Origin of the sequence: Streptococcus mitis (assembly GCA_001560895.1) — a bacterium.
GTDB classification, from domain to species: Bacteria; Bacillota; Bacilli; order Lactobacillales; family Streptococcaceae; genus Streptococcus; species Streptococcus mitis_Q.
The window spans coordinates 1,450,046-1,471,442 of the sequence record CP014326.1; the positions used below are offsets into that span (position 1 = coordinate 1,450,046).

At 40.3% G+C, this 21,397-nt stretch carries 23 protein-coding genes; 4 read left to right on the forward strand and 19 right to left on the reverse strand.

Features of this window, described 5'->3' with window-relative positions:
• Positions 1-108: 108 nt before the first annotated feature.
• The 16 genes from AXK38_06960 to AXK38_07035 form a co-directional block, all read right to left on the reverse strand.
• Positions 109-924, reverse strand: a complete 816-nt coding sequence (locus tag AXK38_06960; GenBank protein AMH88994.1) for a hydrolase — start codon at positions 922-924, stop codon at positions 109-111.
• Positions 925-975: 51 nt separating this feature from the next.
• Positions 976-3,153 carry a PTS glucose/maltose transporter subunit IIBCA gene (locus AXK38_06965; protein AMH89659.1) on the reverse strand — a complete coding sequence of 726 codons (2,178 nt, stop codon included), beginning with the start codon at positions 3,151-3,153 and terminating at the stop codon, positions 976-978.
• 188 nt (positions 3,154-3,341) lie between these two features.
• Positions 3,342-4,268, reverse strand: a complete 927-nt coding sequence (locus AXK38_06970) for a cell division protein FtsX (protein ID AMH88995.1) — start codon at positions 4,266-4,268, stop codon at positions 3,342-3,344.
• Entirely contained in the window at positions 4,261-4,953 is a 693-nt protein-coding gene (locus AXK38_06975) for a cell division ATP-binding protein FtsE (protein ID AMH88996.1), read from the reverse strand. The genes AXK38_06970 and AXK38_06975 overlap by 8 nt, the downstream gene beginning before the upstream one ends.
• 17 nt (positions 4,954-4,970) lie before the next feature.
• Positions 4,971-5,948, reverse strand: a complete 978-nt coding sequence (locus AXK38_06980; protein AMH88997.1) for a peptide chain release factor 2 — start codon at positions 5,946-5,948, stop codon at positions 4,971-4,973.
• A 225-nt stretch (positions 5,949-6,173) separates the two neighbouring features.
• Positions 6,174-6,830 (reverse strand): acetoin utilization protein, encoded by a 657-nt coding sequence (locus AXK38_06985; GenBank protein AMH88998.1) that lies wholly within the window; start codon positions 6,828-6,830, stop codon positions 6,174-6,176.
• A 303-nt stretch (positions 6,831-7,133) separates the two neighbouring features.
• Entirely contained in the window at positions 7,134-7,844 is a 711-nt protein-coding gene (locus tag AXK38_06990; protein ID AMH88999.1) for an ABC transporter ATP-binding protein, read from the reverse strand.
• Complete coding sequence (locus AXK38_06995) at positions 7,844-8,608, reverse strand: ABC transporter ATP-binding protein (protein ID AMH89000.1); 765 nt, start codon at positions 8,606-8,608, stop codon at positions 7,844-7,846. The genes AXK38_06990 and AXK38_06995 overlap by 1 nt, the downstream gene beginning before the upstream one ends.
• Positions 8,608-9,564 (reverse strand): branched-chain amino acid ABC transporter permease, encoded by a 957-nt coding sequence (locus AXK38_07000; protein ID AMH89001.1) that lies wholly within the window; start codon positions 9,562-9,564, stop codon positions 8,608-8,610. Before AXK38_07000 ends, AXK38_06995 begins: the two co-directional genes overlap by 1 nt.
• A 3-nt stretch (positions 9,565-9,567) precedes the next feature.
• On the reverse strand, positions 9,568-10,437 hold the full coding sequence (locus tag AXK38_07005) for an ABC transporter permease (GenBank protein AMH89002.1): 870 nt from the start codon (positions 10,435-10,437) through the stop codon (positions 9,568-9,570).
• Between the two features lie 116 nt (positions 10,438-10,553).
• Complete coding sequence (locus AXK38_07010) at positions 10,554-11,714, reverse strand: branched-chain amino acid ABC transporter substrate-binding protein (GenBank protein AMH89003.1); 1,161 nt, start codon at positions 11,712-11,714, stop codon at positions 10,554-10,556.
• A 65-nt stretch (positions 11,715-11,779) separates the two neighbouring features.
• Positions 11,780-12,067 carry a hypothetical protein gene (locus AXK38_07015; protein ID AMH89004.1) on the reverse strand — a complete coding sequence of 96 codons (288 nt, stop codon included), beginning with the start codon at positions 12,065-12,067 and terminating at the stop codon, positions 11,780-11,782.
• A 78-nt stretch (positions 12,068-12,145) separates the two neighbouring features.
• Positions 12,146-12,736, reverse strand: a complete 591-nt coding sequence (locus AXK38_07020) for an ATP-dependent Clp protease proteolytic subunit (GenBank protein AMH89005.1) — start codon at positions 12,734-12,736, stop codon at positions 12,146-12,148.
• A 173-nt stretch (positions 12,737-12,909) separates the two neighbouring features.
• Positions 12,910-13,539 (reverse strand): uracil phosphoribosyltransferase, encoded by a 630-nt coding sequence (locus AXK38_07025; protein ID AMH89660.1) that lies wholly within the window; start codon positions 13,537-13,539, stop codon positions 12,910-12,912.
• 88 nt (positions 13,540-13,627) lie between these two features.
• Positions 13,628-14,095, reverse strand: a complete 468-nt coding sequence (locus tag AXK38_07030) for a deoxycytidylate deaminase (protein AMH89006.1) — start codon at positions 14,093-14,095, stop codon at positions 13,628-13,630.
• Between the two features lie 18 nt (positions 14,096-14,113).
• A complete protein-coding gene (locus AXK38_07035; GenBank protein ID AMH89007.1) occupies positions 14,114-14,671 on the reverse strand; it encodes a TetR family transcriptional regulator in 558 nt (185 codons plus the stop codon).
• A 124-nt stretch (positions 14,672-14,795) separates the two neighbouring features.
• Here AXK38_07035 and AXK38_07040 point away from each other — a divergent pair, with 124 nt between their 5' ends.
• The 3 genes from AXK38_07040 to AXK38_07050 are packed head-to-tail and all read left to right on the forward strand — an operon-like array spanning position 14,796 to position 17,443.
• Positions 14,796-15,641, forward strand: a complete 846-nt coding sequence (locus AXK38_07040; GenBank protein AMH89008.1) for a fatty acid-binding protein DegV — start codon at positions 14,796-14,798, stop codon at positions 15,639-15,641.
• 59 nt (positions 15,642-15,700) lie between these two features.
• The gene (locus AXK38_07045; GenBank protein ID AMH89661.1) at positions 15,701-16,873 is read left to right on the forward strand and encodes a hypothetical protein; all 1,173 of its coding nucleotides are present in this window, start codon (positions 15,701-15,703) and stop codon (positions 16,871-16,873) included.
• Between the two features lie 48 nt (positions 16,874-16,921).
• Entirely contained in the window at positions 16,922-17,443 is a 522-nt protein-coding gene (locus AXK38_07050) for a hypothetical protein (GenBank protein ID AMH89009.1), read from the forward strand.
• Positions 17,444-17,484: 41 nt separating this feature from the next.
• Here the strand turns inward: AXK38_07050 and AXK38_07055 are convergent, their stop codons facing one another.
• Positions 17,485-18,225 carry a MerR family transcriptional regulator gene (locus AXK38_07055; protein ID AMH89010.1) on the reverse strand — a complete coding sequence of 247 codons (741 nt, stop codon included), beginning with the start codon at positions 18,223-18,225 and terminating at the stop codon, positions 17,485-17,487.
• Positions 18,226-18,472: 247 nt separating this feature from the next.
• Here AXK38_07055 and AXK38_07060 point away from each other — a divergent pair, with 247 nt between their 5' ends.
• On the forward strand, positions 18,473-19,813 hold the full coding sequence (locus AXK38_07060) for a sodium-dependent transporter (GenBank protein AMH89011.1): 1,341 nt from the start codon (positions 18,473-18,475) through the stop codon (positions 19,811-19,813).
• 41 nt (positions 19,814-19,854) lie between these two features.
• On the opposite strand, the gene AXK38_07065 is transcribed toward AXK38_07060, so the two are convergent.
• Both AXK38_07065 and AXK38_07070 read right to left on the reverse strand, forming a co-directional pair.
• Positions 19,855-20,799, reverse strand: coding sequence for a mannose-6-phosphate isomerase (locus AXK38_07065; GenBank protein AMH89012.1), 945 nt, complete (start codon positions 20,797-20,799; stop codon positions 19,855-19,857).
• Positions 20,800-20,961: 162 nt separating this feature from the next.
• A complete protein-coding gene (locus AXK38_07070) occupies positions 20,962-21,309 on the reverse strand; it encodes a lactoylglutathione lyase (protein AMH89013.1) in 348 nt (115 codons plus the stop codon).
• Between the last annotated feature and the right edge of the window lie 88 nt (positions 21,310-21,397).

The following is a 21,397-nucleotide window of genomic DNA, read 5'->3' on the forward strand; positions in this document are numbered from 1 at the left end:
TACCACATTTTATTCCATTTCAGTAGTCTCACTTATTTAGGCTATTTCCAGTACCTTTTCTAGTCAGAAAAAGGCTGGAATTTGAGAATCCCAACCTCTTTTCAGTCATTATTTCCAGTTTAAAGTAGCATTCAAGCCATAGTGATCACTAACTTGCGGACTCTTGTTACCATCAAATACGACATGTAAATTTTCCACCGCTAACTCTTTGGTAATAAAGACATAATCGATTCGAAGGGGTTCTGTGTTCCCTTTCCATCCATCAATTTCAGGTGGAACAGTATAGCTACCACTTTTCTCTTGAGCAACTTCAAATGCGTCTTGTAATCCTAATGGACTAGCTAAAATAGCTTGGTATCCTTCCTGACCAGCTGGGTTGTTGAAATCTCCAGCCAGCAAAAGTGGCTTATTCAATTCTTTCAAGACATCCTCAAATCGTGCCCATTCTTCTTGGAAACCTTTATCCCACCAAGAAAGGTGAACACTGGCAACAGCAAGCTCTTTGCCTTCAACTACTGTTTCTGCTAAAGCAACTCGACGAGTATGATAGTCTGTTGGATCATCCAAATCTGAAACCAAAATTTCTCTGGCTTCAATCGGTGTTTTAGACAAGATAGCCACACCTTCATGATAGCGGTCATAACCAATATGGTTATAGGCCCAAGTCCAATAGTAATTTTTTCCTTGCTCTGACAACTTTTCAACCAAGAGTCTAACATAGTGATCTTGGTGAATAGGCTCAGCTGCTGGCAAAGCTTGATAGAGATCATTAACCTCCACCACTGGCGAAGTGATCTCCTGATTGATTTCTTGGAAACAAATCAAATCATAGTCTTTATCAAGAATATCTTCAAGCAAGAGCTGGAATTTTTCCTCTGCTTCTTTCTCCATCCAACTGTGAGTATTGAGTGTTAAAAATTTCATGCTTTTCTCCCAAAATAAGAGGTTGGAATACAGCTTCCAACCTCAAGTATATTACAATTCTACTTTAGCAACTGCTGTTTTAGCTGCAAGAGAACCTGTTTGTTCTAATTTAACTGATTTAATAGCTTCAGCATTTGTGAAGACAACTACTGTAGAAGTTTCACGTCCTGCTGCACGGATAGCATCCAAGTCAGCTGTGACAAGAAGGTCACCTGCTGCAACTTTTTGTCCTTCAGCTACATGAACTGTAAATGGTTTTCCTTCAAGACTTACTGTGTCCAAACCAATGTGAACCAATACTTCAAGACCTGCTTCAGTCACAAGACCAAGAGCATGTTTTGTAGGGAAGATGCTTGATACAGTACCTGAAACTGGAGATACAATATTTCCATTTGCAGGTTCTACAGCAAATCCATCACCCATCATTTTTTGAGCAAATACTGGATCTTTTACTTGTTCCAAGGCAACAACTTGACCGTCAGCTACTGAGTAAACTTCCTCAGTAAGACCTTTGAATTGAACAGTGTTTTGTTGCGCTTCTGTCATTTGACTTGGAAGAGTTTCAGGAATAATTTCACCTGAATCAAGGATATCTTGGATATCAGATTTCAATACGTCTGCTTTTGGACCATAGATAGCTTGAACCCCTTGTCCTTTCATGACAAGACCCATAGCTCCTTCTGCTTTCCATTGTTCTGCATCACCGACTTTGTCTGCGTCTTTAACAGTTACACGAAGACGAGTCATACATGCATCCACATCAACGATGTTTGCACGTCCACCAAGAAGGTTGATAATGTTTACAGCTTGAGAACCTGCTGCAACTTTCACTGCGCTGCTAGCTTCTTCTGAACCTTCAGCAGTTTCGTAGTTTCCGTTACGTCCTGGGGTTGCGTAGTTGAATTTTTGAATCATGAAGTTTGCGATGAAGTACATGATTACAGCAAAGAGAACAGTTACCCAAATGAAGTTAATGATATCCATACCGATACCAGCACTGATTGCAATAGGTGTACGAGTCAAGAACTCGATTGAACCGAATGAGTGCATACGTAGGTTTACAACGTCAGCCATAGCGAAGGCAGCACCTTGAACAAGTGAGTAAACAAGATACATAGGTGTTGCTACAAACATGAACATGTATTCGATTGGTTCAGTAACCCCTGTCAAGAATGTTGCAAGAGCTGTCGCAATCATCATACCTTTATATTGATGTTTCTTATCAGCATCGACATTACGGTAGATAGCCACGATCACACCCATCAAGATACCGAATGAACCGATCATTTGTCCAACTTTGAAACGAGCTGGGTGAACAGTATCTAACAATTGTTGGTAGTGACTTGCATCTGTACCTTTAAGGTTAACAAGGTCTGTTACCCATGCAAGCCATAGTGGATCTTGACCAAATACTTGACTACCTTTAGCTGCACCAGTTAAGACCTCATAAGTACCACCAAGAGCTGTGTAGTTCATTGGGATAGTCAACATGTGGTGAAGACCAAATGGCAAGAGCAAACGTTCCAATGTACCATACAAGAATGGTGCAAGGATTGGAGCAGTTTCTTGTGAGTTAGCAATCCAGATACCAAAGCTATTGATACCAGTTTGCACAAGTGGCCAGAAAGCTGAAAGTACAATTGCAGCAATTATTGAACGAAGAATAACTACAAATGGTACAAAACGTTTTCCGTTAAAGAATGAAAGTGCATCAGGAAGCTTACGGAAGTTATAGTATTTATTGTAAGCAGTTGCTCCAATAAAACCAGAAATAATCCCTACGAAGACACCCATGTTAAGTGCTGGTGCTTCCATAACGCTAATAAAGTAATCAGCAACTTTGATTGAGCCACCAAAGAGAGTTGTTACCATAGCTTCAGGATTTTTCAACATATCGCCTGATACGCCAAAGATTGTACCAGTGATACGGTTGATTAGGATAAAGGCAAGACCTGCCGCAAACGCACCACCAGCGCGTTCCTTAGCCCAGCTTCCTCCAATAGCGAGGGCGAACAAGATATGAAGGTTAACTATAACTCCCCAACCGATTTGCTCTAGTACACCACCAGTAATGACCAGTGGAGCAAAGTTAGGGTTAATCATCACAAGCGACTTACCGATTGAAATCATCAAACCAGCAGCCGGCATAACGGCGATAACCACCATCAAAGCCTTACCGAATTTTTGCCAAAACTCGAAAGACAAGACATTTTTGAATGTATCTTTCATCATTCAAATCTCCTTTATTTTTATTTAGGCAAACGTTTTACGAAAACGTTTGCACTTAACTATGTATTAATTATACCACTTTAATTTTTTTTGTAAAGGCTTTTATAGAAAAAAGTAGACTTTTTTCTAAAATTTTTGTAGTAAAAGAGGAGATATTAAAATCTCCTCAAATATACATCTATTCAAATTTAAATTTTTAAGAATCGGCGCATTGAAATTCCTGATCCAATTGAACCAATAAAAATTCCAATAACAAACAAGAGGACAATCATCAGTGGACTAAATACTTCTGGTGAAATCATAGAAAGATTTTGACCTACTAATGACTTATTAACCGATTGGTAAACCATTTGATAAACAACGAATACTAAAGCTGATGGAATTGTTGCTCCAAGTAATCCGATGAAAGCACCCTCAAGGAGGAATGGTCCTCGGATATAGCTATTCTTAGCACCAACCAAGCGCATAATTTGAATTTCGCGACTGCGAGAAATAATGGTAATACGAATGGTATTAGAAATCAAGAAGACTGCAATGAAAATCAAGAGTCCTGCTATGACTAATCCCCAAACACGAATGAAGGAAGCAAGTTGGAACAGACGTTGTGTGTTGGCTCCACCATCTTGGACTTCTGACACACCTTCAATTTTCTTAGCTTCTTCAGCTACTTTTTGAACATCACTTGGTGTATTTGTATCAACGATATAGGCATCATAGAGAGGATTAGCGTCACCTTCAAAGATTTTCCAGTTGTCCCCCATTGTCTCGGTCAACTTTTCATATTGTTCTTCTTTACTTGAAAAAGTAACACTCTTAACTGTAGACATCCCCTTCAAGGCATTGTATACCTTGTGGTAGTCATTATTGGTAACAGTTTGACCTTCTTTTTCAATAGTCTCACTATTATCAGCTACGTCCTTACGAATGTAAACCATCACTCGGACATTATTTTCAATATCTGTAGCTAGTTTCGCTGTATTGAAAATAACAGAAGCAAATATTGCCACCAAGGTTAACGTAATCGTGACTGAGCTGACAGCAGCCACTGTCATCCAACCATTTCGTTTCAAACTTTTTAGTGATTCAAATAAATGGCGAAAAAATCTACTAATCATCGTATCCATACTCTCCTTTTGATTCGTCACGAACGACACGACCATTTTCAATGGCAATGACACGGTGGCGCAAGGTATTTACAATCTGGCTATTATGAGTCGCCATCAAAATAGTTGTTCCTTGTAGGTTAATCCGTTCCAAGAGATTCATAATTTCCCATGAATTATCCGGGTCCAAGTTTCCTGTTGGTTCATCGGCTATCAGTACTTTTGGATTGTTTACAATAGCACGCGCAATCGCAATCCGCTGTTGCTCCCCACCTGAGAGCTCATTTGGAAAAGAACGAACCTTATGCTTCAATCCAACCAAGTCCAAAACTTCCATCACCCGTTTTTTGATATTACGGCGATTTTCACCAATTACTTCCATAGCGTATGCAATATTCTCATAAACAGTTTTCTTAGGCAAGAGTTTATAATCCTGGAAGACAACCCCAACACTACGACGGAGAAGCGGGACATCTTTCTTTTTAATCTTAACCAAATTAAAACCAGCAACTGATAGGCTTCCTTTATCGATTTTTACTTCACGATATAGAGAACGAATAAAGGTTGATTTTCCTGCTCCTGAAGGACCTACGATGTAAGCAAATTCCCCCGGTTGAACGCTGACCGAAACACCGCGTAGGGCAGTCGTTCCATTGTCGTATTTTTTGACGACATCTCTCATTTCAATGATTGACATGTGAGTTCCTTTCTATCTTAACTGATGCGCCACTTGAGATAGGCATCGATAAAACCATCTAGGTCTCCATCCATAACCTTATCTACCTGAGCAACCTCAAAGCTAGTTCGGTGATCTTTTACCATAGTATATGGCGTGAAAACATAAGAACGGATTTGGCTTCCCCATGTGATTTCCTTTTTCTCACCCTTGAGAGAATCAACCTCCGCAGCTTTCTTTTCTTGCTCCATTTGATAGAGCTTAGCCTGCAACATCTTCATGGCACGATCTCTATTTCCATATTGGGTACGATCGACCGTTGACTGGACGACAGTTCCCGTAGGAATGTGTGTCAAACGCACACCTGTTGAAACTTTATTGACGTTCTGTCCACCAGCACCACCTGAACGGAAGGTGTCCATCTTGATATCATCTTCACGGATTTCCACTTCAATAGTATCATCCAATTCTGGCATCACTTCTACAGATGTAAAAGATGTATGGCGACGTTTGGCAGAGTCAAATGGTGAGATTCGTACCAAGCGATGAACACCCATTTCTGACTTAAGAAGACCATAGGCATTAGGCCCTTCAAATGATAAAGTTACCGACTTAATACCAGCTTCATCTCCTGCTTGGTAATCCAATACTTCCACTTTAAAGCCTTTAGCATTTCCATAGCGAGTGTACATACGAAGTAACATATCACCCCAGTCTTGAGCCTCTGTACCACCGGATCCTGGATGGATTTCCAAGATGGCATTATTATGGTCATAAGGTTCTGACAAGAGTAGAGTCATCTCATAGTTGGTCATCATCTTATCAAGTTCTGACAACTGCGTTACCAGTTCTTCTTGAACCGACTCGTCTTCTGCTAAGAAGTCCAATAAAATTTCGACTTCATCCTGCAACTCTTCCATTTTGTGGAAAGTGTTATAGGTGTTTTTTAATTCATTTAATTCTTGCGACGTTTTTTGGGCCGCGATATTATCGTTCCAAAAATCAGGTTCTGTCATCTTGTTTTCCAAGATGGCAATCTCTTCCTCTAGACCCTCTAGGTCAAAGAGACCCCCTGAAAGAAGCTAATTTTTCACGATTTGCGTCAATTTTCTGACGAATTACTGAAATGTCCATAAATACTCCTTTTTTGTATCGTTTTATTATACCATATTCTCTCATTTCTTTCCATCTTTTGCTCTAATCTCCCTTTCATGAAAAAAGAAGCCTTTCGGCTTCCATGCTTACAAAATTTTAGCAGAAGTACGACTAATCTCTTCTACTTGAATATTTTCAGCTTCAAATTTTTGCTTTAAGGCTGTCAAATCAACTGATCCATCGATTTGAACTTCGATAATCACCTTACCATCCTTGCGTGGAATATTTACGGTATGGGAGATATTCAAATTTTCTTCTACAATCAAAGAAACAATCTTTCCGAGAACACCAACTTCATCTTCTGTAACAAAGCGCACTCGAATTCCTTCTTCACCATAACCAGCAATTTCAAGAAAGGCTTGGAAAACATCACGGTCAGTAATAACTCCGTATACTTGATGGTTATCTACTACAGGAAGAATACCAATCTTGTTTTTCAGCATCAGATAAGTTGCATCTTCTAGACTAGCATAACCTGAAACAGTGACAACATCACGAATCATGACATCTTTTACTTTGGTCTTATTCAGAAGATAGTTCATCTCATAGATAGAAAGACTTGTGGCTTTTGATGGACTAGCTTGAGCAATGGTTCCCTCAGTTACCAAACCAACCAATTGATCATTTTCGATAACAGGCAAGCGGTGCAACCCTTGCTCTCTCATCAAATCTGCTGCATGAGATACTGTTGTATCTGGACTAATATACACTACCTTGCGGGTCATAAAATCTTTAACTGCCATGAGACTTCTCCTTTTCTATTCTTATCCCTATTATACAATCTTTTTGTAAATCTATCAAACGCTTACATTTCTTTTTCAAAATTCAGAAAAGTATGAATAAGCTAGCAAAAAGAGCTCTGAAATCGAGCTCTGTGAATGAAGATAAAATACCTTTCATTCGATTTTTCAATTATTATAAATTCATCTTTCAAAGTAGATGCAGATTTGTTTCCAATCTAAATATACCGACTAAAACAATCCACTGGATTCGGATGATTGCTTCGCAATCTCTATCCACCGATTAAAAAGGTCCCCCGGACCTTTTTAGCCACCTAGATATGCTTTTCTGACTTCTTCTGATGAGGCGAGTTCTTTTCCTGTTCCGGATAGGACGATTTTTCCTGTTTCCAGTACATAGCCTCGGTCAGAGATTGCGAGTGCTTTATTAGCGTTTTGTTCAATCAAGAGGACGGTCGTTCCTTGTTTCTGGATATCTTGAATGATATCAAAAATTTCTTGGATAAAGATTGGGGCAAGTCCCATTGATGGCTCATCTAAAAGAAGAAGTTTAGGTGTTGACATAAGGGCGCGTCCCATGGCAAGCATTTGTTGTTCCCCTCCTGAAAGAGTGGCTGCATCTTGGTTCTTCCGTTCTTCAAGACGAGGAAAGCGTGAGAAAACCTTCTTCAAGTTAGCTTGATTTTCTTCACGATTTTTCTTTAAGAAAGCTCCCATTTCAAGATTTTCCATCACAGTCAAGCCAGGGAAGACATGGCGTCCTTCTGGAACTTGTGAAAGTCCACCTGCCACGATTTTCTGAGCTGGCATTTTTTGGATTTCTTGACCTAAAAATTCAATTTTTCCTGAACTCGGTCTAACCAAACCAGACAAGGTACGGAGAATAGTTGTCTTACCTGCACCATTGGCACCGATAAGAGAAACAACCTCTCCTTCATTCACTTCAAAGCTTACATCACGGACTGCTTGGATCATACCGTAATGCACAGAAAGATTTTCAACTTTTAACATAGACATTAGGCTTCACCTCCTAGATAAGCTTCGATAACGCGTTTATTGGTCTTAATTTCGTCCGGAGTTCCCTGAGCAATCAAGCGACCGTATTCAAGTACGTAGATACGTTCTGTTACTTCCATGACCAGATTCATATCATGTTCAATCAACATAATCGTAATTTTAAATTCATCTTTGATGCGACGAATTAACTCAGTCAATTCAGCTGTTTCCTGTGGGTTCATACCTGCGGCTGGTTCATCCAAAAAGAGAATTTTAGGTTCCGTAGCGAGGGCACGAACAATTTCCAAACGACGTTGTTGTCCGTAGGCAAGGTTTTTAGCAAGAGTTTCTGCATCTCCATCTAAATCAAAGATTTTCAGCAATTCTAAAGCTTTAGCCTTTAATTCTTTTTCACTCTTGTAAAAAGCTGGTAGGCGTAAGAAACTAGCAAAAACATGTTGTTTATGATGGTTTCCAAAGGCAATCAAAACATTGTCCAAAACGGTTAAATCTTTAAAGAGACGGATATTTTGGAAAGTACGTCCAAGTCCCAAAGAAGCAATCTTATAAGGTGACTTCCCATTTAAAAGGTGACCATCAAGGGTAACAGTTCCCTCACTCGGTTCATAAACACCCGTCAAGAGGTTGAAAAGAGTGGTTTTCCCAGCTCCGTTTGGACCGATTAGTCCAACCAATTCCCCTTCGTTCAATTCAAGAGTCACATCTCCAACAGCTGTTAGACCGCCAAAATGTTTGGTTAACTGTTTTACTTCAAGTAATGCCATTAGTTTTGTTCCTCCTTCTTAGATTTTTTAAAGAAACGTGATAGGCTCAATTCCCATGTTCCAAGGAGTCCACCTGGTCTGAAAATCATTACCAATACCAAGGCCAAAGCGTAGATAATCATACGTACGCTAGCAACATCTTGGAGAAGCATATTCAAAATTCCAAGGACAATAGCTGAAACGATCGCACCCGTAATGGAACCAAGTCCACCAAATACAACAATAATCAAAACGTTGATCGAGTTGATGAAGGTGTAATCTTTCGGTACAACAGAGCCGATAAATCCTGCCTGAAGTGACCCTGCAATACTTGCAGTAATAGCACCAAAGACAAAAGCAATAATTTTAATTTTAGTCGTATTAACCCCAACTGACTCAGCAGCGATTTCATCCTCACGAACGGATAGGGTTGATCGACCAATCGGGCTACGCAAGAAGTTCAATGTTGCAATGGTTGTAATCACAACAAAGAAGTATACCATTTGCCAAGTTGTAAAGTTAGGAATTCCCAAGATACCTGCCGCACCATTTGTAAGGCTTCCGCCATTGATGATAAAGATACGAATAATTTCAGAAACACCTAGAGTCGCTACCGCAAGATAGTCACCCTTCAAACGCAAGGTTGGAATTCCGACAAGCAAGGCAACTGCTCCTGAAATCAAAGCCCCTACAAGCATAGCTCCAAAGAAGGCACCGTAGGTTGGTGATTTAGAACCAATAATAGCTGCTGCATAGGCACCAATCGCCATGAAACCAGCATGCCCAAGTGAAAATTGTCCAGAAAAACCAACGATTAAGTTAAGACCAACAGCCAGAATAATATTAATTCCAATTTGTTGTAAAATCTGTACATAGAATAGGTTGAGTACTCCGACTGAAACCAGTACACTAATCAAGCCATAGCCAGCTAACAAAAGGAGTAACCATAGAATATTAACTTTTAAATTTTCTTTCATCGTTTACACCTTCTCTTTCACATTTTTACCAAGGATACCAGCTGGGCGGACAATCAAGATCAACAACAAGATTCCATAAACAATGGCATCACGGAAATCTGACATTCCAAAAGCTGTCGCAAAGGTTTCCAATAGACCAATTACAAAGCCACCGAGAGCCGCACCAGGAATAATTCCGATACCACCAAGTACTGCGGCAACGAAAGACTTAAGACCTGGAGTAACCCCCATCAAAGGCTCAAGAGAGTTATAATAGAGGGCAATCAGAACACCAGCCGCACCCGCAAGAGCTGAACCCAAAGCGAAGGTAAAGCTGATAGTACGGTTCACATTAATCCCCATCAATTGCGCTGCATCGCTATCTACGGATACTGCACGCATGGCTTTCCCCATCTTAGTCTTTTGAACAATAACTTGTAACAAAATCATCAAGATCAAGGAAATGGCCAAAATCATTAACTGCACGTTTGTTAGGCTAACTGGTCCCAAATCATAGCGAACTGTTTGAATCGCTTGAGGGAAGGCACGGGTATTGGCACCAACCAGATAGACCATGCCATACTCAAGTAGGAAAGAAACCCCAATAGCTGTAATCAAAACAGCAATACGAGTAGAGTGGCGCAAAGGTCGGTAAGCAAGGAACTCAATCACGACACCAAGAATGGCTGTCGCTAGCATAGCTACAATAAGCGCTACAAAGAAATTCATTTGGAAAGAATTAATCAAGAAATAACCGATAAAGGCTCCCATCATATAAATATCACCGTGGGCGAAGTTGATGAGCTTGATAATTCCGTAAACCATGGTATATCCTAGGGCTAACAGCGCATAAACACTACCTAGAATCAAACCATTTACTAGTTGTTGGAGCATAAGATTCACTCTTTCTATTTATAATTTCGAGGGTTTTCCCTCACTTTTTGATAGGTTCTTAAACATCGAAACAGGGAGTGAGTCAACGGCTCATTCCCTATTTCAATATTTTTCTATTATGGTTTTACAACTTCTGCTGCTACAACCTTACCATTATTCATGGTCATCATGTAAGCTGTTTTGACTGTGTTGTGGTCTGCATCGAAGCTTGTTTGACCAGTTACACCTTCAAAATCTTTTGTTTTAGCAAGGTTATCCTTGATTTCACCAGAATTTTTAGCACCTTTTGCTGCGTTTGCTACAAGGTGAACTGAGTCATAAGCCAAGGCTGCAAATGTTGAAGGTTCTTCATTGTACTTAGCACGGTAAGCGTCAAGGAAGGCTTTGGTTTTAGCTGAAACTTCTACGGTAGTTGAGAAACCTGAGATAAAGTAGATATTTGATGCTTTTTCAGCAGTTGCTTGTTGTACAAACTCTTCACCGTTAAATCCATCACCACCAACGATTGGTTTGTCAATTCCCATACCACGCGCTTGGTTTACAATTTTACCAGCTTCAGTGTAGTAACCAGGAACAACGATAGCATCAAAATCTTTCCCTTTCATTTTTGTAAGAGCTGCTTGGAAGTCTGTGTCACCTGCTACGAAAGTTTCATCTGCAACGATTTCACCTTTATAAGCTTCACGGAAGGCTTTGGCAATACCTTTGGCATAGTCACTAGCATTGTCAGTGTAAAGAACAACTTTCTTAGCTTGCAATTTATCAGAAACATAGTTTGAGATAATTTTTCCTTGGAAGCTATCTTGGAAAGTTCCGATAAAGAGGTAATCTTGACCTTTAGTCAATCCATCTTGAGTCGCACTTGGCGAAATCAATGGAACACCTGCTTTTGTAGCGTTCGCTACCGCAGCTGCAGTTGCACCAGATGTCGCAGGTCCTACGATTGCTGATACTTTAGATTGGGTTACAAGGTTAGTTGTTACTGAAGCCGCCTCTGCTGTTTCTGACTTGTTATCTTTATCAACTACTTCGATTTGTTTTCCGTCGATACCACCTGCTGCATTGATTTCATCAACAGCAAGTTGGGCACCTTTTTGTTCAGATGTCCCATAGGCTGCTACAGCACCAGTTTCTTCAAAGTTAAATCCGATTTTGATTGTCTTTTCATCTACTGAGTTACCAGCAGCGTTTGATGCTCCAGACTTCACTTCTCCACAGGCTGCAAGAAGTGCTACACTTGCAAGTGCCACAAACGATAGGGCAAATTTTTTCTTCATTTTTTTGTCTCCTTATTTCTTAAATAAATAGCATGTTAAGAATATACCGAATTATCAGAAAATTGTCAACACTTTTCTTGAACTTTTTCGATGATAACGTTTTCCTCTCGATAAAGATTACCCACAAAGGGTGTTTCCAGCTCTTGAATATGACAAGCTCTAACTTTTTTGATAAATCTTTCCTTACCTAATCTCTCAACTACACCCTCTAGATTCTCTGTTGGAACATAGAGTTGTAAGTAACGATGTTTCTTGGAATGATAGGTAATATCTCCATAATCCTGCAGTTTTTTTGCATCACGATTATAGTAAAGATAGATAATCAAGCCAGATCGATTAACTTTTTCAAACATGATAAATCCTCTTTCTAAGAAATCTCTCCCTATTATACCAAAAAAAGCAAACCCAGTCGAGTTTGCCTTCTTTCATCATTAGTTCAATGAATTGTTGGCCATGATTTCATCAATAAAGCCATATTCAAGTGTTTCTTGGGCGCTCATCCAGTTATCACGTTCTGCATCTGCATGGACTTTTTCGATTGACTGACCTGAATTTTCAGCCAAGATTTTTTCCAAGGTATTACGGGTTTTAAGCAAGTGTTCTGCTGCGATAGCCATATCAGTTTGTTGGGTACCACCACCTGTACCACCCATTGGTTGGTGGATCATGTATTCAGCATTTGGAAGCATGAAACGTTTGCCTTTGGCTCCACTTGATGCGATGACCGTCCCCATAGATGCGGCCATACCCATAACGATGGTTTGGACATCAGCCTTGATAAAGTTCATGGTATCAACGATTGCCAAACCAGCTGAAACGGAACCACCTGGTGTATTGACATAAAGGTAAATATCTTTTGTACTATCTTGGGCATCCAAGAAAAGCAACTGGGCAATAACTGAGTTAGCCATGTTGTCTTCAACTGGACCTGTCAGCATAATGATGCGGTCTTTGAGAAGACGTGAGTAAATATCGTAAGAACGTTCTCCACGGCTTGTTTGTTCAATAACTACAGGAATCATTCATTTCTCCTTTTGAATTTTAATTTTGTTGGTCAAATGACTGAAGATAAGACTATTATAATATCTTGGTCAAAAAAGGTCAAATTTTTGCTCTGTTTTCATCAGACAGAAACAAAAACTCAACCTCCTTTCGTGACTGGAACTTCTTTTCCAAGTCAATCTTCTTTTCGATCTTATTTCGTACCGAACAAGCGGTCCCCAGCATCTCCAAGACCTGGAACGATATAACCGTGTTCGTTCAAGTGGTCATCCAAGGCTGCTGTAAAGATTTCTACATCTGGATGAGCTTCTTGAAGAGCTTTAACACCTTCTGGAGCAGATACAAGGCAGACAAATTTGATATTTGATGCGCCACGTTTTTTAAGGGAGTCAACAGCTAAGATTGCTGAGCCACCTGTTGCCAACATTGGGTCTACTACAAAAATTTGACGTTGGTCAATATCTTCAGGCAATTTCACCAAATACTCAACTGGTTGAAGTGTTTCTTCATCACGGTACATACCGATATGCCCAACTTTAGCGGCTGGAACCAAGCTCAAGAGCCCATCAACCATCCCGATACCTGCGCGCAAGATTGGAACGATGGCCAATTTCTTACCTGCCAATTGTTTTTGAACTGTTTTTGTAATTGGTGTTTCGATTTCCACATCTTCTAGTGGAAGATCACGAAGTACTTCATACCCCATCAACATTGCAATCTCATCTACTAGCTCACGGAAAGCTTTTGTAGAAGTATCTGTACGACGCAAGATTGACAATTTGTGCTGAATCAGTGGATGATTAATAACTTCAATTTTTCCCATTTTTGGAATTCCTTCTTTCAATTTATTCTTCTTATTATACCAAAAAACGGTTTAAAAATCTTTCTAAACCATTTGTTTTTGATAATTTTTACATTAGATCTGCCTCTTTAAGAGCTGTCTGTACTGTCTCAAGTGGTAAATGGGTCAATTCTGTCCCTTTTTCTTGATAAAGGTATTGGGCATAGTCGTCCATTCGATATTGGTTAATATAAACAACGCGCTTGCAGCCGACCTGAAGCAATTGTTTGGTACAGTTTAGACAAGGAAAGTGCGTCACATAGGCTGTAAAACCTTTAGGAACACCACGTTCAGCACCTTGAAGGATAGCATTGACCTCAGCGTGAAGGGTGCGAACACAGTGGCCTTCAATAACCAGACATTCGTGATCAATACAATGCTCGGTTCCTGACACCGAACCATTGTAACCAGTGGAAATCACCTTATTATCCTTTACCAGAATCGCACCCACTTTGGCACGTTTACAAGTGGAACGATTGGCAATTAGTAAGGCTTGGGCTGCAAAATACTCATCCCAGGCTAGTCTTTTTTCTGTCATCTCTTTTCTCCTATTTCTCTATTTTTTAAAAAATGGTAATCGTAAATCCGCAATCTTTTCAGCAGGTACCTTCATTCCATCCTTGATCCATTTTAGAAGGACAGAGACGATGGCTGAACTCCAGAAGGAATGAAGATAAGAGCTGACACCTTTTGATTTTCCATGGTATTTTTCCAAAAATTCCTGCATGGCTTGGACAAAGATTTTTTCCAGATGGTAATCCAAGGCCAATTGAATCACTCTGGCTTCCTTTCTTGCCTCGCGGAAAAGGTGAACCCATACCAGATAAAGGTCTGTCTTTAAATCATAATGATGCAGCTGTTCCATAATATTATGGACACTCCGTTTAAAGACACTCTCTAAAATTTCCTCTTTGGAATCATAATTACGGTAAAAGGCCGCACGCGAAACGCCTGCACGTTTGACCAATTCAGAAATACTAATCTTGGTCAAGTCCTTTTTTTCCAAGAGTTGTAAGAGGGCTGTTTCGATGGCTTCTCTAGTTAATAAATTGGATTCTTGGTTTGATTTTCTGAGATTTTCAAGAGATTTTTCAGAGATTCTACGTTCAGACATAACATTTTCTTTCTACTTGTCACAACAGACGGATGAGGCTTTTGTTTCAAGGGCTTTCATGATATAATTGTAAAAAAAGACAGAACCTTTGTCAATGTATAACTGACAAAGATGGAGAATTTCTATGACTTGGAAGATTATTGCTGACTCTGGTTGTGATTATCGTCAGCTGGCAAAACCAGCTATTGACACAACCTTTGTAAGCGTCCCCTTAACCATTCAAGTAGCTGATCAGGTCTTTGTTGATGATGCTAGTCTTAACATTGACCAAATGATGGAAACCATGTATGCAACCGCAGAAGCTTCAAAATCAGCTTGTCCAAGCCCAGATGATTATTTACGAGCATTTGAAGGAGCCAAAAACATTTTCCTAGTAACCATCACAGGTACTCTTTCTGGCAGTCACAATAGTGCTCAACTAGCAAAGAATATTTATCTGGGAGACCATCCTGACACTAAGATTCATGTGATTGATAGTTTGTCTGCTGGTGGGGAAGTTGACTTGCTCGTAGAAAAATTAAATGACTTGATTGACCAGGGCTTATCTTTTGAAGAAGTGGTTGAAGCCATCACTGCCTATCAAGAAAAAACCAAGTTGCTCTTTGTTCTGGCCAAGGTCGATAACTTGGTGAAGAACGGCCGTTTGAGCAAGCTTATCGGTACGGTCGTTGGCCTTCTCAATATCCGTATGGTCGGAGAAGCTAGTGAAACCGGAACCCTTGAACTACTACAAAAAGCACGAGGACCAAAGAAATCAGTTCAAGCTGCCTATGAAGAGTTGATGAAAGCTGGATATGCTGGTGGCCGTATTGTCATGGCTCAACGCAATAACGAGAAATGTTGCCAACAGCTTTCAGACCGAATCCGAGAAAATTTCCCACAGGCGGATATTAAAATTCTCCCAACATCTGGTCTCTGCAGTTTTTATGCAGAAGATGGTGGTTTGCTGATGGGATATGAAATTGATTAATTGCATTCTTGACAAGAGGTGACTATCATCTCTTGTTTTTTTTGTGGTACAATAGAGCTATGAAACATTTTGATACTATTGTCATCGGTGGAGGTCCTGCTGGTATGATGGCTACGATTTCGAGTAGCTTTTATGGACAGAAAACCCTCCTCATCGAAAAAAATCGGAAACTTGGAAAAAAATTGGCTGGGACTGGTGGGGGACGTTGCAATGTGACCAACAATGGTAGCTTGGACGACCTGCTAGCTGGAATCCCTGGGAACGGACGCTTTCTTTATAGTGTCTTCTCCCAGTTTGATAACCATGATATCATTAACTTTTTTACGGAAAATGGGGTCAAACTCAAGGTCGAGGATCACGGACGCGTCTTTCCTGCCAGCGACAAATCTCGGACCATTATCGAAGCCTTGGATAAGAAAATCGCTGAGCTAGGCGGACAAGTTCTCACTCAAACAGAAATTATTTCGGTTAAAAAGATAGATGACCAATTTGTCCTTAAGTCCGCAGACCAAAGCTTCACTTGTGAGAAACTCATTGTCACAACTGGTGGGAAATCCTATCCTTCTACTGGTTCGACTGGTTTTGGTCACGAGATTGCCCGCCATTTTAAGCATACCATTACCGAGCTTGAAGCAGCTGAAAGTCCTTTGTTGACAGATTTCCCTCACAAGGCCTTGCAGGGAATTTCATTGGATGATGTGACCCTAAGTTATGGCAAGCATGTCATCACTCACGATTTGCTCTTTACCCACTTTGGTTTGTCTGGCCCTGCTGCCCTACGTATGTCTAGCTTTGTCAAGGGTGGGGAGGTTCTCTCACTGGATGTTTTCCCTCAACTTTCTGAGAAGGACTTGGCTGCATTCCTAGAAGAAAATCGTGAAAAATCCTTGAAAAACGCTTTAAAAACTTTGCTTCCAGAACGCTTGGCAGAATTTTTTGTGCAAGCCTATCCAGAAAAAGTCAAACAACTGACTGAAAAGGAACGCGAACAACTTCTCCAGTCTATCAAAGTACTCAAAATCCCTGTGACCGGAAAAATGTCCCTTGCCAAGTCCTTTGTTACCAAAGGGGGCGTCAGTCTCAAGGAAATCAATCCCAAAACTCTAGAAAGTAAGCTGGTACCTGGACTCCACTTTGCTGGCGAGGTACTAGATATCAATGCCCACACTGGTGGCTTTAACATCACTTCTGCCCTCTGCACTGGTTGGGTGGCGGGATCAAACCCAATCTAAATCTGAATTATTTAATGGCTAAATCAACCCCAAAAGAAAGGAAGTCCTTTGGAACATATTATCTTGTTAAGGGGAGTTACTCCTAATGGAAAAAATGCTATCCCTAAAATGTCTTATCTAGTAGATATCTTGACAGAAGCTGGTTTTCAACAAGTTCGAACCTATATTCAAAGTGGGAATATCATTCTTGAAAGTAACTTAGCTCTCGAAGAAATACGAGAACAGGTTCATACTCTAATAAAGGAAAAGATTGGAGCCGATCTCAAAATAATCATTAAGAATAAGGATATTTTTAAAAACATTGTCCAAGAAAATCCGTTTGGAGAACACTATCTTTATGACCGTGTACACGTGATTTTTTATCAAGAACCTATTCAAAGCCTCCCTTTAGACAAATTGAAAATTGATTACGGCGAAGAAGAAATTTGTGTCGGTAACCACTGTCTCTACCTCTATCTCCCTAGAACTGCAAAACAAAAAAAGCTCAATACTAACTATCTTGAAAAGCTTTTTAATGTAGATTTGACCATGCGAAAACTAAATGTAGTAGAAAAATTATTAAGCAAGTAGTGCTTGAATTTAGTAAAAATCGGAAGATCACTCCTCCGATTTTATTTTGTCTGAGTTTGAACATAGTGGGCAATGACATCTGATGTGTACTGGGCTGTTCCAGGTCCAAATTTGTCAATGTTTTCCTTAAACTCTGGGTTATAAACGTAGCCTTTACCGATATAACCGAATACTTCAATAGTACAATCAAATCCATAAGTACGGATGGCTTGCAAGAGCTTGGCTGCTTGCTCTTGGTTTTCGGCTGCTGTTACAGGCAGGTCAGCTTGAAGATTTTGTGCCAAGGCTTGAAAGACTTGGTTAAAAGCAGCCGTAGCCTCATCTTCGTAACCTTTTTGGCGCTCCAGTGCTTGGTCCATCACTTCTTGTCCATACTTCTCTACCGCCTCTTGGTGGTATTTTTGATGGTCTTGGTAGTTAAATCCAGCGAATTTCTCTTGAATGCTCATTTCTCTTTCTCCTTTTTGTTCTTGAATGGTTTTTTGCAAGGTGGAAATCAAGGTATCTAGGTGTTGCCTTTCTCGAGTCAAATAGTCCAACTGCCTGGTCAAGTGAGACAACAAATCTGATCTATCTTCCTTTAACAGCTCTGCTATTTTTTCTAAAGAAAAGCCTAGATATTTATAGTAAAGAATGACCTGAAGTCGCTCCAAATCCTTTTGACTGTAAGTTCGATAACCGTTTTCCGACTTTAAAGGAACCAAAAGTCCTATCTTATCGTAGTGGTGCAGGGTCTTGACAGAGACACCCGAAAGCTGCGCAGCTTCTTTTATATGGTACATGATTTTCTCCTTACATTGATAGTATAACCCCTCCCCTTAGGTCAGAGTCAAGCGTTTTTGCGAAATTTTTAAAAATTTTTGAGAAAGGTGTGAAAACTTGAAAATGGTTTTCTTGACAGACCTTAGAAAACATGATAGGATAGTCAAGTCTATCAATCAAAAGAAAAGCTCATCTTGAGTAATGATGAGGCTATTTGCCAAGAGCAGTAGCTTTTTCTTTTGTAACACTAATTTTAGGAGTTTGACTATGTCTGAAAAATCGCAATGGGGTTCTAAACTGGGCTTTATCCTAGCATCTGCTGGTTCAGCCATCGGACTTGGTGCCGTTTGGAAATTCCCCTACATGACTGCTACTAACGGTGGAGGAGGCTTTTTATTAGTCTTTCTCATTTCCACTATTCTAATCGGTTTCCCCCTATTACTGGCTGAATTTGCCCTCGGCCGAAGTGCTGGTGTCTCTGGGATTAAAACCTTTGGAAAACTGGGCAAGAGTGGCAAGTACAACTTTATCGGTTGGATTGGTGCCTTTGCCCTCTTTATCCTCTTATCTTTCTATAGTGTTATTGGAGGATGGATTCTGGTTTATCTGGGTATTGAGTTTGGAAAATTGTTCCAACTTGGTGGAACGGGTGATTATGCTCAGTTATTTACTTCAATCATTTCCAATCCAGTCATTGCCCTAGGAGCTCAAGCTGCCTTTATCTTGTTGAATATCTTTATTGTATCACGTGGGGTTCAAAAAGGAATTGAAAGAGCTTCTAAGGTCATGATGCCCCTGCTCTTTATCATCTTTGTTGTCATCATTGGACGTTCTCTCAGTTTGCCAAATGCCATGGAAGGGGTTCTTTACTTCCTCAAACCAGACTTTTCTAAGCTGACAAGTGCTGGTCTCCTCTATGCTCTGGGACAATCTTTCTTTGCCCTCTCACTAGGGGTTACAGCCATGCTGACCTATGCTTCTTACTTGGATAAGAAAACCAATCTGGTCCAGTCAGGAATTTCCATCGTAGCAATGAACATCTCGGTATCCATCATGGCAGGTCTAGCCATTTTCCCAGCCATGTCAGCCTTCAATATCCAGTCTGAAGGGGGACCAAGCTTGCTCTTTATCGTCTTGCCTCAACTCTTTAACAAAATGCCTTTTGGAACCATTTTCTACATCCTCTTCCTCTTGCTCTTCCTCTTTGCGACGGTCACTTCTTCTGTCGTTATGTTGGAAATCAATGTAGGCAATATCACCAATCAGGACAATAGTCAGCGTGCTAAATGGAGTGTGATTTTGGGAATCTTGACCTTTGTCTTTGGAATTCCTTCAGCACTTTCTTACGGTGTTATGGCGGATGTTCATATCTTCGGTAAAACCTTCTTTGACGCTATGGACTTCTTGGTTTCCAATCTCCTCATGCCATTTGGAGCTCTCTGCCTTTCACTTTTTACAGGCTATATCTTTAAGAAGGCTCTTGCTATGGAGGAATTCCATCTTGATGAAACAGCATGGAAACAGGGACTGTTCCAAGTCTGGCTCTTCCTTCTTCGCTTTATTATTCCAATCATCATCATCGTGGTCTTTATCGCCCAATTTATGTAATTAAAAAGGACTTGAGTAGTGAACTCAGGCCCTTTCTTTTTTTATGGATGGCTAACAATTACTTCTAAACTTTGCCCTTCCAGAGTCCAAGCTTCAACATCACTTGGTAGGATAAAGTGGCTACCTTTTTGGATTGGATAGTTGTTCCCATCGACAGTCAGTTGACCTTGACCAGCTAAGACACTGAATAAGCTGTAGTCAGCTGTCTTTTCGAAGTCAACTTTTCCAGTAATTTCCCACTTGTAAACTGCAAAGAAATCATTGGATACAAGGAGAGTGGTACGCAAATCATCTGCTTTGACAGTCACAGGTCGGCTGTTAGCAGGCTCACCAATATTCAAAACATCGATGGATTTTTCAAGATGAAGCTCACGCAAGTTGCCATTATCATCCTTGCGGTCAAAGTCATAGACACGGTAGGTTGTATCACTAGACTGTTGGGTTTCAAGAATTAAGATGCCTGCCCCGATAGCGTGCATGGTTCCGCTTGGTACATAGAAGAAATCTCCAGCCTTAACAGGGACTTTGGTCAGCAAGGCATCCCAGTTTTTATCTTCAATTTGCTGACGGAGTTCTTCTTTTGACTTGGCATTGTGACCGTAAATAATCTCTGAGCCTTCATCTGCTGCAATGATGTACCAGCATTCTGTTTTTCCGAGTTCGCCTTCATGCTCCAGTCCATAAGCATCGTCTGGGTGAACTTGAACGCTGAGCCAGTCGTTGGCATCCAGAATTTTGGTCAACAGTGGAAATACAGGCTCAGGACGATTGCCAAACAATTCACGATGTTCCGCATACAAAGTAGCAAGGTCTGTTCCCTCAAAACGACCATTGGCCACCTTTGAAACGCCATTTGGATGGGCTGAGATGGCCCAGTATTCTCCGATTTTTTCACTTGGGATGTCGTAGCCAAACTCATCACGTAGCTTGGTTCCACCCCAGATTTTTTCTTGCATAACTGATTGTAAAAATAATGGTTCTGACATCTTGATCTCCTGTCTGATTTTTCTCCCCTCATTATAGCAAAAAAAGAGTTCCAGTTGAACTCTTTTTCACATCTTATAAAGTAGGGAGAAGATTTTATAAAAATAGTGAATAAATCCCTTCTTATGCTATAACTTTTGTTGGCGATCAAACTCTACTATGTCCTATTTCATACGATAAAAATCAATCACTAGACCAGCAGGGCCTTTAACTAATAAGGACTCTGTTCCCCAATCCGTTTCACAAGGACCGTGTAAAATCTCGACACCGATCTCTTTTAAACGTTGGTAATTCTGATTTAGATCCTCAACCTCAATATGAAGAATGATTCCTGACCGAAAGTTTTCCAAAGGAATCAAATGATTTTGGGACAACATCAGACAGTGACTGCCAATCGTAAACTGAGCAAAACTGTCATCAACATAATCTGACTTTTTATCCAAAATACGCTCCAAGTCAGCACAGACTTGGGGAACATCTGAAACGATAATATCTAATTGATTTAAATTCATTTACTATCCTCCATAAAAAGGCTCTATAATATTTGTAGTGGGTAAATCCCCTATGGATATTATGGAGCCTATTTTGTTGTAGAAAAAA